Source organism: Rhizobium rhododendri, assembly GCF_007000325.2.
Classification (GTDB): domain Bacteria; phylum Pseudomonadota; class Alphaproteobacteria; order Rhizobiales; family Rhizobiaceae; genus Rhizobium; species Rhizobium rhododendri.
In genome coordinates this window covers 970,120-983,812 of record NZ_CP117267.1, presented here as the reverse complement: position 1 = coordinate 983,812, position 13,693 = coordinate 970,120, and the positions used below count along the sequence as shown (strand labels likewise).

Here is a 13,693-nt window from a genome sequence, read left to right as displayed (position 1 = left end):
CTATCAAACCAGTTCGACGTCGATCACCCCCGGTGCGGAGCGCATCGCGGCGGCGATTTCGGGGGAGATGCGATACTTGTTGGGCAGTGCGACTTCGACCTCTCGCTTGCCGTCTTCCTTGATGACGATGAAGGATACCAAGCCGTCGCCCCTGGCGTTGAGATGAGCGGCGACCATCTTCAGCGGGCCTGAATCACGCACGAAGACGCGCATGGCCTTCTGCATCTGCAGCGATTTTTCCTCCAGCGACTGCACGGAATTCAGCCGCAGGCTGATACCTTCCGGCCTCTCCTCGGCGGCGGCGGTCAGCACGAAGGATTTGCCCACCTCAAGGATTTCGCGGTACTGGGCCAGCAGTTCGGAAAACATGACAGCCTCGAACTGCCCGGTGGCATCCGAGAATGTGTAGATCCCCATCTTGTTGCCGGTGCGCGTCTTGCGCTCCTGCTTGGCGATGACGGTGCCGGCCAGCCGCGCATTGCCGGCGCCGTGCTTGATGCCGGCAGAGAAGTCCGCAAAGCTCTGCACCCGTAACTTGTCGAGCACGCCGCTATAGGCATCGAGCGGATGGGCCGTGAGATAGAAGCCGAGTACCTGGAACTCCTTCAGCAGCCGTTCGGACGCAAGCCACGGCGTGAAGGCCGGGAAGGAAATCTTTTCCGGGCCGGAGGCGGAGCCCGAGCCGAACATGTCATGCTGGCCGCTGCGGCGGTTTTCCTGTGCAAGCTGGGCATAGCCGATCAGCCGTTCCATGCCCGCCAGAAGCTGGGCCCGGTCGATGCCGAAGCAATCAAAGGCGCCGGCATAGAGCAGGCTTTCGAGGACACGGCGATTGACTTGTTTCGGGTCGATGCGCAGGCAGAAATCCTCGATGCTAGCGAAAGGCTTGTCGCCACGCACCTCGACGATGTGCTCGACGGCGGCATCGCCAACGCCCTTGATGGCAGCCAGCGAATAAAAGATCGTTCGGTCGCCGGTCTGGAAATGGCGGAAAGAAGTCTGTACCGACGGCGCCACGACCTCGATGCCGAGGCGCTTGGCATCCTGGCGGAAATCGTTGACCTTTTCAGTGTTGGCCATATCCAGCGTCATCGACGCGGCGAGGAACTCGACCGGGTAATGGGCCTTCATATAGGCCGTTTGGTAGGAGACGATGGCGTAGGCGGCGGCATGCGACTTGTTGAAGCCGTAATTGGCGAATTTGGCCAAGAGTTCGAAGATGTTGTCGGACTGCACCTTCGAGACGCCGTTCTTCATCGAACCTTCGACGAAGCGAACGCGCTGCTGGTCCATCTCCGCCTTGATCTTCTTGCCCATGGCGCGGCGCAAAAGATCCGCCTCGCCAAGCGAATAGCCTGACAGGACCTGGGCGATCTGCATCACCTGTTCCTGGTAGACGATGACGCCCTGCGTTTCCTTGACAAGGTGATCGATCATCGGGTGGATCGACTCGATCTCCTCCTCGCCGTGCTTGCGGGCATTGTAGGTCGGGATATTTTCCATCGGGCCGGGACGATAAAGCGCCACCAGTGCGATGATGTCCTCGATGCAGTCCGGCCGCATGCCGAGCAGCGCCTTGCGCATCCCCTGGCTTTCCACCTGGAAGATGCCGACCGTTTCGCCGCGCGCCAGCTTCTCGTAGGTTACCGCGTCATCAAGCGGAATGGTGGCGAGGTCGACCGAGATGCCGCGTAGCTTCACAAAATCGACTGCCGTCTTCAGCACCGTCAGGGTCTTGAGGCCGAGAAAGTCGAACTTGACGAGGCCCGCCTGTTCGACCCACTTCATGTTGAACTGGGTGACCGGCATGTCGGAGCGCGGATCGCGGTACATCGGCACCAGCTTCGACAGCGGCCGGTCGCCGATGACGATACCGGCGGCATGGGTCGAGGCGTGGCGATAAAGACCCTCCAGCTTCTGCGCGATGTCAAGCAGGCGGGCGACCACCGGCTCCTTCTCGGCCTCCTCCTGAAATCGCGGCTCGTCCTTGATCGCCTGTGCGAGCGTCACCGGATTGGCCGGGTTGTTCGGCACCAGCTTCGAGATCTTGTCGACCTGGCCATAGGGCATTTCCAGCACGCGGCCGACGTCGCGCAGGGCAGCGCGGGCCTGCAGGGATCCGAAGGTGATGATCTGCGCCACCTGCTCGCGGCCGTATTTCTTCTGGACGTAGCGGATGACTTCTTCGCGCCGGTCCTGGCAGAAGTCGATGTCGAAGTCTGGCATCGACACACGATCGGGATTGAGAAAGCGTTCGAACAGCAGCGAGAAACGCAAAGGGTCGACGTCGGTGATGGTCAGGGCATAGGCCACCAGCGAGCCCGCACCCGATCCGCGCCCGGGACCGACCGGGATATCCTCGTTCTTCGCCCACTTGATGAAGTCGGCAACGATCAGGAAGTAGCCCGGAAAACCCATGCGCTCGATAACACCGAGTTCGAATTCCAGCCGGTCGCGATAGACCCGTTCGTCATAGCCCGGCGCCGTGCCGAGCGTCGCCAGCCGCAGGTCGAGCCCCTCGACAGCTTGCGCCCGCAATTCGAGTGCCTCGGCGCGCTCAGCCTCCTTCGGATCATCGCTGGCGCCGGTGAAGCGCGGCAGGATCGGCTTGCGGGTCTGCAGCACGAAAGCACAGCGCTCGGCGATCTCGACGGTGTTGGCCAGCGCCTCCGGCAGATCGGCAAACAGCCTTGCCATTTCGGCGCGGCTTTTCAGATAGTGGTCCGGCGTGAGGCGAAACCGGCTGTCGTCCGAGACGATCGCATTGTGGGCGACAGCCATCAGCGCATCATGGGCATCGTAGTCGTCGCGGGTCGGAAAGAAGGCCTCGTTGGTGGCGACCAACGGCAGTTCGTGCTCGTAGGCGAGTGCAATCATGCGTTGTTCGTGGCGGCGATCATAGGTGCCGTGGCGCTGCAACTCGACATAGAGCCGGTCGCCGAAAAGCGCCTTCAGGCGCAGCAGCCTCGCCACCGCCTTCTGCGGATGGCCTTCCTTGATTTCGATATCGACGGGCCCGCCAACGGAGCCGGACAGCGCGATCAGGCCGTCGGTACCGATCTCCTCCAGCCAGGACGCCTTGACATGCACGGCCTGACTATTGTCGCCGCCGAGATAGGCGCGACTGACGAGATCGACCATGCGCTCGTAGCCGGCGTCGCTGGCCGCCAGAAGCACGATGGCAGGCAGCTTGGCGAGCCCCTGCTGGCCGTTGCGCTTCTCGCCCTCGACACTGTCTTCCATGTCGATCGAAACCTGGCAGCCGATGATCGGCTGCAGACCCTCGTCCATCGCCTTCTGGGAGAACTCGAGCGCGATGAACAGGTTGTTGGTATCGGTGATCGCCAGAGCCGGCTGGCTGTCGCTTGAAGCCTTGGCGAGGATCTTCTTCAGCGGCAAAGCGCCTTCTAGAAGCGAATATGCCGAATGCACACGCAGATGCACGAACTCCGGCGACGATCCAGAGGGTCCGCCCTGCCTGTCAGTTGCCTCTGCCATGATAAGCCCTTCCGCATGCCCGAATGAATCGGTCCTATTGTCGGCATAGCGGTTAGCAAAGTCCAGAACAACTCAGGTCGGCAAGACCACGTGGCGGTCGTCATACCCGAAAACTTACATCGCCATGACGATGATCGACAGGCTGGTGACGAACATGACGATGGAGGCGAAAGCGGCGACGTCTCGAATAATATCGGTCATTGGGCCTCTCCGGTGTTGTTATGTTCCTTATATGTTCCCTTTATATTCACCTGTCAACAGCATTTCAGCGAGCTTGATTCAAATGCTGCTACGCTATTCCCTATGGCTGGGACGTACACCGACGCCATGCTATGAGCGTGCGTGGAGGAGATGATCATGAAAAATTTGGCCTTGGCGCTGGTCGGTGCCGCCTTATGCGTGTCGAGTGCGTTTGCCGGCGATATCGCGCCGGAAAAGATCATCGGAGCTGCGATCGGCGACTGGAACAGGGACGGCAATGCTGACCTCGCCCTGCTGATTGCCCCTGAGGATGATGGCGACGACATCGGCATCTACATCTACGTGCGCGACAGGGAGCATCTTCTCCTTCATCTCGCCGCAGCAGCACCGAACAAGGTATCCGGCAATACCAGTCTCGACGGAATGTTCGGCAGGGACGCAGGCATATCGACGCTGCCTAACGGCTCGATCTCCGTCCATTCGGAAAACAGCGGTGGTGGACGCGACCGCTGGGAGCAGACGCTGACGATCGCCTATCGCAACGCGACGTTCGTCGTTGCCGGCTTCACTTACACCCATCACGACACGCTGGATCCCGACAACAGCGGCACCTGCGACTATAATGTGCTCAGCGGCAAGGTCAGCAGCGGTGGCAAGGAACGCAAAGTCGACGCGAGGACGGTCGCAGTTGCCGACTGGGCGGATCAAACTGCCATGGACGCGTGTGGCATCCGCGATGAATGAGCGCCGGGACAATTACAGCGCCTGCAGCCAGATGCCTTTGTTCTTATTTTGTTCTTTACATGGCCGCGTGAAAATGCAACCCTGGGAATGCATCCAGGGGAGCAGTTATGGATCGGACGCTGCTGAATGACTTTATTGTCGTGGCGAAATCGCAGACCTATGTAGCGGATGCGGTAAAACTATCTTCCTGTCGTCCGGGGTCTCACGACACCGGTTACGAGCGCGGTCGGTGGCGTTATCTCGACAGCTATTTCGGAGGCTCCGATTTTGCCGGCCAGGAGGTGGTGTGGTTATCAGGCGATCCCGTCTGGGCGATGAATTATTTCGGGAGGATCATCGAGCCGGCACGATCGATGCTGTGAAGGCGGGCTGCGTCATCAAGGCAGCGTTGCGGCATCTGTATGTCGAGGAGAAGCGGTTCCTCGGTGGGTTGCAGTTCGACCATGACTTCGGTCGCTACACGGACGAGAGTAGCGGTGATTGCACCCATTTCAGCGGGCGCGAGCATATCATCGTAGACGGTCGCGCGGCCTATGAACTCGACTATCGCGGCGGCCTCATCGTGCCTTGACCGGCACGACGATCAGAATTCGACGACCTTGCCGCCCGAGATTGTAACGCGACGGTCCATGCGGGCAGCCAGATCGTGATTGTGGGTGGCAATCATCGCGGCCAGTCCCGATTGGCGCACCAGCGCCTCCAGGGCATCGAAGACGTAGTGGGCGGTGCCGGGGTCGAGATTGCCGGTGGGTTCGTCGGCGAGAAGCACCAGTGGCGCGTTGGCGACGGCACGGGCGATGGCGACTCGCTGCTGTTCGCCGCCGGAGAGCTCGGCCGGGCGGTGCTCGCCGCGATGGCCGACGCGCATGTAGTCGAGAAGCTGGCTTGCCCTGGCCCGGGCTTCCTTCTGCGTCAGTCCGGCGATCATCTGCGGCATCATGACATTCTCGATGGCCGAGAACTCCGGCAGCAGGTGGTGGAACTGGTAGACAAAGCCGATGTCGTTGCGACGGATGGCCGTGCGCTTCTCGTCGGTGAGGTTGTTGCAGGGATTGCCGTTGATCGTGACATCGCCGGCATCGGGCTGCTCGAGCAGGCCGGCGACGTGCAGCAGCGTCGACTTGCCGGTGCCGGACGGTGCAACGAGCGCGACGATTTCGCCGCGATGGAGCGCGAAATCTGCATCCTTCAGGATGGAGAGCATGGTCTCGCCCTCACCATAGTGGCGATCGATGCCGGTCAGCTGAAGCACGACGTTGGATTTCATGGAAATGCTGGCATCCTTATTCATAGCGCAGCGCCTGGACCGGGTCGAGCCGCGAGGCACGCCAGGCGGGGAAGATCGTGGCGAGGAACGACAGGCCAAGCGCCATGACGACGACAGTGACAGTTTCGCTGAGGTTCATCTCGGCCGGCAGCTTGCTCAGGAAATACAGCTGCGGATCGAACAGCACGGTGCCGGAAACCCAAGAGAAAAATTTGCGGATGGATTCGATGTTGATGCAAACGAGGACGCCGAGCGCGACCCCACCAAAAGTGCCGACGATGCCGATAGCTGCCCCGGTCATGAAGAATATCCGCATGATGGAGCCGGATGTCGCCCCCATCGTCCTGAGGATGGCGATGTCGCTGCCCTTGTCCTTCACCAGCATGATGAGGCCGGAGATGATGTTCAGTGCCGCGACCAGCACGATCATCGTCAGGATCATGAACATGACGTTGCGCTCGACTTGGAGGGCCGAGAAGAACGTCTCGTTGCGGGCGCGCCAGTCAGTGAGGTAGACCTGCCGGCCGGCTGCTGCCTCTATCAAAGGCTTGATGGTGTCGACATCGTCGGGCTTGTTGACGAAGATCTCGATGGATTGGACGATGCCGGGCGAGTTGAAATAGAGCTGCGCCTCTTCGAGCGGCATGAAGACGATGGAGGAATCGTATTCGGACATGCCTATCTCGAAGATACCGGAGACGGTGTAGGATTTTACGCGCGGGTTGACGCCGAATGGCGTGACGTCGCCGTCGGGTGCAATGAGAGTGATCTGGTCGCCGGCGGCCAGCCCCAGCTGCTGTGCCATGCGCGAGCCGATCAGCACACCGGTGCCGGCGGCAAAGCCCACCATGTCGCCGCTCTTTATGTTGCCGGAGACGGTCTTCAGCTTCTCAAGATCCTCGGCACGAATACCGCGGATCAACGCACCGCTGCCGACGCCACCCCGGCCGGAGGCGAGCGTTTCGCCCTCCACCAGCGGCAGGGCCATGGTCACGCCGGGAACGGCCGCAAACTTCTTGGCAAGTGCCGCGTAGTCGTTCAGCGGAGTGTCGATAGGCTGGACGATGACATGGCCGTTAAGGCCGAGGATGCGCGAAATCAGTTCGGTGCGGAAACCGTTCATGACCGCCATCACGATGATCAGCGTCGCGACGCCGAGCATGATGCCAATGAAGGAAAAGCCCGCAATCACCGAGATATAGGCTTCCTTGCGCCGGGCGCGCAGGTAGCGCCAGGCAACGAGCCGTTCGAATGCAGAAAATGCACGCGACGGCGAGCGAGCGCCAGATGTCTTTTCCTGTTTGGCCACTGCTGCGCCGCTTACCGCCATACCCTGTCGTCCTTCGCTCAGCCCAGAAGCCGGTTGATTGCAGCGTCCATGGTCATGGTCTCGCGCGCACCGGTCTTGCGATCCTTGACCTCCACCTCGCCCGACGCAACGGAGCGCGGACCGACGATGATCTGCAGCGGCACGCCGATCAGGTCTGCCGTCGCGAATTTCGTGCCGGCTCGTTCGTCGCGGTCATCGAGGAGGATGTCCCTACCCGCCTTGGTAAGCGTCGAATAAAGCTTTTCGCAGGCAGAATCACAGGCTTCGTCACCCGCCTTCATGTTGATGATGATGGCATCGAAGGGGGACACGGATGCTGGCCAGATGATTCCGTTTTCATCGTGCGACGCTTCGATGATGGCAGGCACCAGACGTGTCGGTCCGATGCCGTAGGAGCCCATGTGAACGAGGTGCTCCTTGCCATCGGGACCCTGTACCTTGGCGTTCATCGGCTCGGAATATTTGGTTCCGAAATAGAAGATGTGGCCGACTTCGATACCGCGTGCGGACAGGCGCTCGCTATCGGGGATGGCGTCGAAGGCCGCCTCGTCGTGCATTTCGGAAGTGGCGGCGTAGACCGATGTCCACTTTTCGAAGATCGCGTTGATGCCGGCGATATCGTCGAAGTCAGTGTCCTCGGCGGGGATGTCGAATTTCACAAAGTCGCGGTGGCTGAAGACTTCCGACTCGCCGGTGTCGGCCAGAATGATGAACTCATGGCTAAGGTCGCCGCCGATGGGGCCGGTGTCGGCACGCATCGGGATGGCGCGCAGGCCAAGCCGCTCGAACGTCCGCAGGTAGGCCGCGAACATCTTCTTGTAAGAATGTTCGGCACCCTCCTTGGTCAGGTCGAAGGAATAGGCGTCCTTCATCATGAACTCGCGCGAGCGCATGGTGCCGAAGCGCGGACGGATCTCATCGCGGAATTTCAGCTGGATGTGATAGAGGTTGAGGGGCAGATCCTTGTAGGATTTGACCGACGAACGGAAAATGTCGGTGATCATTTCCTCGTTGGTCGGGCCGTAGAGCATTGGCCGGTCCTGACGGTCCTTGATGCGCAGCATTTCCTTGCCGTACGCTTCGTAACGTCCGCTTTCCTGCCAGAGTTCGGCTGACTGTAGGGTCGGCATCGACAGTTCGATGGCGCCGGAGCGGTTTTGCTCCTCGCGAATGATGTTGTTGACCTTGTCGAGAACACGCTTGCCGAGCGGCAGCCACGAGTAGATGCCCTGGCTCTGCTGGCGGATCATGCCGGCGCGCAGCATCAGTCGATGCGAGACGATTTCCGCTTCCTTGGGATTTTCCTTGAGGATAGGCATGAAGTATCGGGACAGGCGCATCGCATATTCCAGAGGTTGTACGAATCCGCTATTGGCGGAATCGCAAAAAAGTTAACGCTGGGGGCGTTCATAGCTGCTTCGCGGACGGAAAGAAACCCGCATTTGCCCGCCTTCACGGCGCATCGGGGGACCGGATGCGCCATCCCCACCTTTCGGCCCACCGCGCCAAAATGACGCACGATTGACGACTTTAGCAAAAACTTGTCAACAGAAAAAATTTGCGCAGGTGTAACAAATATGCAAAAAAACAGATGACAAAGCCCCCTCCTTGGGCTAGTTTCAGCTCACAAAAGAGGCAGGATGATTAAATTCCTGTCGATCTCGCGGTCAAGTCTTGGGAGGATTAGATCTTAGGCGCGCTTAGTCGCAGCCCCGGTAACGGTTACGGATCACGCGATACTTTGAAAACAAGGCTTCTGGCCTTGTTTTTTTTTGGCCTTTCACGAAGCCCGAAATATTAACATCCAGGCGGCGGATCGGACTTCCCGCAGTGCGGTCTATGCATCCGATAGATGACGGGCGTATGACACACTGCATGGGTTGCAGCGATGACAGCAACCTTGCCGATTATCGCGCGCAAAGCGCTGCCACATCCAATTCCACTATTCGAAGCGCGGAACGATCTGCGGAATGGCGTCGATGCTGAGGCCCAGATAGGTGGAACAGATATACCACGTGCCGTAGAGAATACCGGATGTCAGCGTCGTCAGCATCACCACCCTTGCAGCCCTGAATTTCGTTGGGGCGCTTGCCACGGTGCCGAGCACAACATGGTTATCTTCCTCCTGCGTCCGGAGGCCGATTGGCAGAATGGCGAAGAGCGTGATCCACCACACTACAAAATAGACTGCCATTGCCGATAGTACAGGCTGTATCATGCTGCGCTCCTCACCACAGATGGCAGCCAGCGGAAATCAAGACCGGACTGCACACTCTCCCGCTCCGACTATAAGGGCAACGCGGGGCGGCGCCAAGCACTGCCGCATGCTTCTTGTCAGATCTGTTCGAGCTCGATCAGCGTGCCCATGAAATCCTTTGGATGGAGAAAGAGCACCGGCCTGCCATGGGCGCCTATCTTCGGCTGACCGTCGCCAAGCACCCTCGCCCCGCCGACAAGCATCCGGTCGCGGGCCACGATGATGTCGTCCACCTCGTAGCAGACATGGTGCATGCCGCCATCCGGATTTCGGGCAAGGAATGCCGAAAGCGGCGAGCCGGTGCCGAGCGGCTCCAGCAATTCGATCTTGGTATTGGGAAGTTCCACGAAGACGACTGTCACGCCGTGGTCGGCGAGCGCCTGCGGCTGAGACACTGCCGCCCCCAGTGTGTCCCGGTAGACAGCAGCAGCGGCAGCCAGGTCGGGAACGGCAATGGCAATGTGATTAACCCGCCCGAGCATGGCTGCCTCCGTGTGTGATGCCTCAGATCTTGTTCATGAAGACGGTGACGATCGGCTTCTTCCCCCAGACGGCATTGGCTGTCGAGCGAACGGCGCGGCGTACCGCTTCCTGCAGCATGGCGATATCCTTGCGGCGAGCGCGCGGAATGCTTTCGATGGCGCTGACGACCGCGTCGAACAGCGTGTCCTCCATCTCTTCGCCCTCGACGTCGAACTGCGGCAGGCCGATTGCAACGAGGTCGGGGTCTCCGACGATGTCCAGTTTGCTGTCGAGCAGAACGTTGATGGTGACATGGCCAACGAAGGAGAGCTTCTTGCGGTCGCCGATGCCCATTTCATCGTAGTCGCCGATCAGCGTGCCGTCCTTGAAAATACGGCCGTGCGGCGCTTCGCCGATGACTTCGACGGGACCTGGCGCCAGGCGCAGAATGTCGCCGTTGCGAACCTTCGGCACGAGCGGAATGCCGGACTGCTCGCCGAGCAGTTTCTGGGCGACGAGATGGGCGGCCTCGCCGTGCACAGGCACGAGCACCTGTGGGCGAACCCACTGGTACATCTGCTGCAATTCGTTGCGGCGGGGATGGCCGGAGACATGCACGAGGGCATCGTTGTCGGTGATGATCTGGATGCCTTGCTCGATGAGGCCGTTCTTGATATCGCCAATGGCCTTTTCGTTGCCGGGAATGGCGCGCGACGAAAACACGACGATGTCGCCGGACGACAGCGCGACGTTGCGCATCTCGTCGCGGGAGAGCTTGGCGAGTGCCGCGCGCTGCTCGCCCTGACTGCCGGTCAGGATGATGACGACCTTGTCGCGGGGGATGTAGCCGTACTCGTCTTCGGCGATGAACGGCTTAATGCCCTCCATCAGGCCATTGTCGCGTGCAACCTCGACGACGCGCTTCAGCGACGAACCAAGCAGCAGGATCTCGCGTCCGGCTGCTTCCGCAGCCTGGGCGACGGTGCGGATACGACCGACGTTCGAGGAGAAGGTGGTGATCGCCACCCGGCCTTCGGCGCTGGCGATGATCCTGCCGAGGCTTTCGGACACGGATTTTTCGGAAGGGGAAACGCCGTCGCGCATGGCGTTGGTAGAATCGCAGAGCAGCGCCAGAACGCCCTCGTCGCCAACCTGGCGGAAGCGGGCTTCATCGGTGAAAGGTCCAAGCGACGGCTCGTGGTCGATCTTCCAGTCGCCGGTGTGGACGACATTGCCCAGAGGCGTTCGGATGACAAGCGACATCGGCTCTGGAATGGAGTGGTTCACGCCGATAGCCTCGACTTCGAACGGACCGATATTTACCCGGTCGCCGGCCTTGAATGGCGTTATCGGGATCTGGCCCATTGTGTTGCGCTCATAGTTGCGCTTGGCTTCCAGCAGGCCGGCGGTGAACCCGGAGGCGTATACCGGGACATTCAGGCCTGGCCACAGATCGTTGAGGGCGCCGTAGTGGTCCTCGTGGGCGTGGGTGATGATGATCGCCTTGAGGTTCTTGCGTTCCTTGGCGAGGAAACGGATGTCAGGCAGCACGAGATCGACGCCCGGCAGGTCCGGACCGGGGAAAGTCACGCCGCAATCGACCATGATCCATTGACGATGGTCCTTGGGGCCGTAGCCGTAGAGCGCGAGATTCATACCGATCTCGCCAACGCCGCCCAGCGGCAGGAACACCAGTTCGTCTTGATTAGCCATTCTGTTCTTTAATCCATTATCCGAAAAAGACGTCGCCTGCGGCGATCGTCATCAGCCGGCCATCGCCGGTATCGAGCTTGAGCAAGCCACTATCATCTATCCCTGCGAAATGGCCGGAAATCGACCGGTCAGGCAGGTTTACCATTATCTTCTCACCGATGCCGCAGGCGACCCTTCGCCAACGCGCCACCGTATCCGCCACACCGTGGCCGCCGTTCCATTCCTTCAAAGCCTCTGCCATCGCCGCATAGAGGTGCGCAAACAACTCTTCCGGTGAAACTGCAGCACCTTGCTCGGCAAGCGAAGTCACCGGGTATAGCGGGTTGTCGGGCATGACCGCAACATTTATGCCGATGCCTATGACAAGTGCGTAGCGGCCGTCAGACAGCGCCTCGCCCTCGATCAGGATGCCGCTGGTCTTTTTGCGGCCGATCAGGACATCGTTCGGCCATTTGACTTCGACCGGGTTACCGCCGGCTGGCATCACCGATCGCACTGCCTCCTGGACCGCAACCGCAACAGCCAGAGGAAGCGACCCAATCCGCTCCATCGGCGCGAGATCTATGAGCAGAAGGGAAGAATAGAGATTGCCAGGCTCGGACGCCCAGGCACGGCCACGACGCCCGCGCCCACCTGTCTGCCGTGAAGCCGTGACCCAGAGATTGCCGCTGTCGCCGGCCCGTGCCCGCGACAGGCATTCGCTGTTGGTAGAGATAGTCTCGCCAAGCGCCACGTGCCGATAGTCGACCTCCCGCCGACGTCCTGTATCCGCCGCCGTCAAAACAGCGTCGTGGCCGCGACGTCTGCCGCCGTTCCAAGCGCGCCGCCGAAGAAGGCATAGGCGAGCACGAAGATGCATGAAGCGCCGAAGACGATGCGCAGCGTGCCGGGAACCCTCGCAAACTCGACAGTCGCCTTATCGAACCACATGACACGAACGACGCGCAGATAGTAGTAGGCACCGACGACCGAGGCCATCAGGCCGATGACCGACAGGGCATAGAGCTTCGCTTCGACGGCCGCCGTGAAGACGAAATACTTGGCAAAGAAGCCAGCCATGGGCGGAATGCCGGCCATGGAAAACATCTGGATCGTCAGCACAAATGCCATGAAAGGGTTGGTCACCGACAGGCCGGCGAGATCGCTGACCTTCTCTACGCGTGTTCCGTCCTTCAGGCGCATGGCCATGATGCAGGCAAAGGCGCCAAGCGTCATGATCATGTATATCAGCATATACATCATCACGCTCGACACGCCGTGTGCATTTGCGGCGGCAAGGCCGACCAGCGCATAACCCATGTTTGCGATCGACGAATAGGCCATCAGCCGCTTGATGTTTGGCTGGCCGACAGCGGCAAAGGAACCGAGCAGCATCGAGGCGATTGCGACGAAGATGATGATCTGCTGCCAGTCGCCGATGACGGGGTGGAAAGCGGTGGTGGTGATACGCACAAGCAGCGCCATGGCGGCGACCTTAGGTGCGCCCGAGAGGAAGGCTGTAACGCCGGTGGGTGCACCTTCGTACACATCAGGCGTCCACATATGGAACGGCACGGCCGAGATCTTGAAGGCGAGACCGGCGATCACGAAGACCAGGCCGAACACCAGACCGAGCGACCGTCCGCCGGCCAGCGCCGTGGCGATGCCATCGAACGTCGTGTGGCCGGTGAAGCCGTAGACCAGAGACATGCCGTAGAGCAGCATGCCGGACGAGAGGGCGCCGAGGACGAAATATTTGAGGCCGGCTTCCGTCGAGCGCAGGCTGTCGCGATTGATGGCGCAGACGACGTAAAGTGCCAGCGACTGCAGTTCCAACGACAGGTAGAGCGAAATCAGGTCGTGGGCCGAGATCATCAGGACGATGCCCAGCGTCGCCAGCAGCAGCAGGACCGGATATTCGAAGCGGTCGAGCTGCTCGTCGCTGCCCTCGCCCATCACCATGAACATGGCGACGCCAGAGCCCACCAGGGCCGTGATCTTCATGAAGCGCGCGTAGCCATCGGCGACGTAGGCACCGCCATAGGCTGAGCCGGTGCCCTGGACGAACAAGATCCACAGCGCTGCGGCGATGAGCACCAGAATGGCAAGTCCGGTGACCAGCCGCCCCGAGCGTTCACCTGCGAACACGCCGACCATCAGCAGCACCAGCGCGCCGATAGCAAGGATGATCTCCGGGACGGAGAGATAAAGACTAGCTGAAATTGTTTCCGCGATCATGTCC

The 13,693-nt window shown here is 60.5% G+C and carries 10 protein-coding genes and 1 pseudogene; 2 read left to right on the top strand and 9 right to left on the bottom strand.

The window, feature by feature from the left end:
• Positions 1 to 3: 3 nt before the first annotated feature.
• Positions 4 to 3,498 carry a DNA polymerase III subunit alpha gene (gene dnaE / locus PR018_RS04890; RefSeq protein WP_142829035.1) on the bottom strand — a complete coding sequence of 1,165 codons (3,495 nt, stop codon included), beginning with the start codon at positions 3,496 to 3,498 and terminating at the stop codon, positions 4 to 6.
• A gap of 357 nt (positions 3,499 to 3,855) precedes the next feature.
• On the opposite strand from dnaE, the gene PR018_RS04885 reads away from it, so the two are divergent.
• On the top strand, positions 3,856 to 4,443 hold the full coding sequence (locus PR018_RS04885) for a hypothetical protein (protein ID WP_202617109.1): 588 nt from the start codon (positions 3,856 to 3,858) through the stop codon (positions 4,441 to 4,443).
• Positions 4,444 to 4,550: 107 nt separating this feature from the next.
• Positions 4,551 to 5,014: pseudogene (locus PR018_RS04880) on the top strand (DUF5680 domain-containing protein).
• A 12-nt stretch (positions 5,015 to 5,026) separates the two neighbouring features.
• On the opposite strand, the gene PR018_RS04875 reads toward PR018_RS04880, so the two are convergent.
• From PR018_RS04875 to nuoN, 8 genes are all read right to left on the bottom strand, one after another.
• A complete protein-coding gene (locus PR018_RS04875; protein ID WP_142829072.1) occupies positions 5,027 to 5,710 on the bottom strand; it encodes an ABC transporter ATP-binding protein in 684 nt (227 codons plus the stop codon).
• A gap of 16 nt (positions 5,711 to 5,726) precedes the next feature.
• Positions 5,727 to 7,040 (bottom strand): lipoprotein-releasing ABC transporter permease subunit, encoded by a 1,314-nt coding sequence (locus tag PR018_RS04870; protein WP_142829037.1) that lies wholly within the window; start codon positions 7,038 to 7,040, stop codon positions 5,727 to 5,729.
• 17 nt (positions 7,041 to 7,057) lie between these two features.
• Positions 7,058 to 8,380 carry a proline--tRNA ligase gene (gene proS, locus PR018_RS04865; protein WP_142829039.1) on the bottom strand — a complete coding sequence of 441 codons (1,323 nt, stop codon included), beginning with the start codon at positions 8,378 to 8,380 and terminating at the stop codon, positions 7,058 to 7,060.
• 602 nt (positions 8,381 to 8,982) lie between these two features.
• Positions 8,983 to 9,258, bottom strand: a complete 276-nt coding sequence (locus PR018_RS04860; protein WP_111220589.1) for a DUF1467 family protein — start codon at positions 9,256 to 9,258, stop codon at positions 8,983 to 8,985.
• A gap of 116 nt (positions 9,259 to 9,374) precedes the next feature.
• Positions 9,375 to 9,779 carry a methylmalonyl-CoA epimerase gene (gene mce, locus PR018_RS04855; RefSeq protein WP_142829041.1) on the bottom strand — a complete coding sequence of 135 codons (405 nt, stop codon included), beginning with the start codon at positions 9,777 to 9,779 and terminating at the stop codon, positions 9,375 to 9,377.
• Between the two features lie 22 nt (positions 9,780 to 9,801).
• Positions 9,802 to 11,472 (bottom strand): ribonuclease J, encoded by a 1,671-nt coding sequence (locus PR018_RS04850; protein ID WP_111220587.1) that lies wholly within the window; start codon positions 11,470 to 11,472, stop codon positions 9,802 to 9,804.
• A 16-nt stretch (positions 11,473 to 11,488) separates the two neighbouring features.
• On the bottom strand, positions 11,489 to 12,253 hold the full coding sequence (locus PR018_RS04845) for a biotin--[acetyl-CoA-carboxylase] ligase (protein ID WP_224128257.1): 765 nt from the start codon (positions 12,251 to 12,253) through the stop codon (positions 11,489 to 11,491).
• Positions 12,250 to 13,689 carry an NADH-quinone oxidoreductase subunit NuoN gene (gene nuoN / locus PR018_RS04840; RefSeq protein ID WP_142829044.1) on the bottom strand — a complete coding sequence of 480 codons (1,440 nt, stop codon included), beginning with the start codon at positions 13,687 to 13,689 and terminating at the stop codon, positions 12,250 to 12,252. The genes PR018_RS04845 and nuoN overlap by 4 nt, the downstream gene beginning before the upstream one ends.
• Positions 13,690 to 13,693: the final 4 nt, after the last annotated feature.

Bases quoted from the DNA above. Each gene is read 5' to 3' on its own strand.
- PR018_RS04860 (WP_111220589.1), bottom strand. From the start codon at position 9,258: ATGATACAGCCTGTACTATCGGCAATGGCAGTCTATTTTGTAGTGTGG.
- PR018_RS04870 (WP_142829037.1), bottom strand. From the start codon at position 7,040: ATGGCGGTAAGCGGCGCAGCAGTGGCCAAACAGGAAAAGACATCTGGC.
- PR018_RS04875 (WP_142829072.1), bottom strand. From the start codon at position 5,710: ATGAAATCCAACGTCGTGCTTCAGCTGACCGGCATCGATCGCCACTAT.
- nuoN (WP_142829044.1), bottom strand. From the start codon at position 13,689: ATGATCGCGGAAACAATTTCAGCTAGTCTTTATCTCTCCGTCCCGGAG.
- proS (WP_142829039.1), bottom strand. From the start codon at position 8,380: ATGCGCCTGTCCCGATACTTCATGCCTATCCTCAAGGAAAATCCCAAG.
- PR018_RS04885 (WP_202617109.1), top strand. From the start codon at position 3,856: ATGAAAAATTTGGCCTTGGCGCTGGTCGGTGCCGCCTTATGCGTGTCG.
- PR018_RS04850 (WP_111220587.1), bottom strand. From the start codon at position 11,472: ATGGCTAATCAAGACGAACTGGTGTTCCTGCCGCTGGGCGGCGTTGGC.
- mce (WP_142829041.1), bottom strand. From the start codon at position 9,779: ATGCTCGGGCGGGTTAATCACATTGCCATTGCCGTTCCCGACCTGGCT.
- dnaE (WP_142829035.1), bottom strand. From the start codon at position 3,498: ATGGCAGAGGCAACTGACAGGCAGGGCGGACCCTCTGGATCGTCGCCG.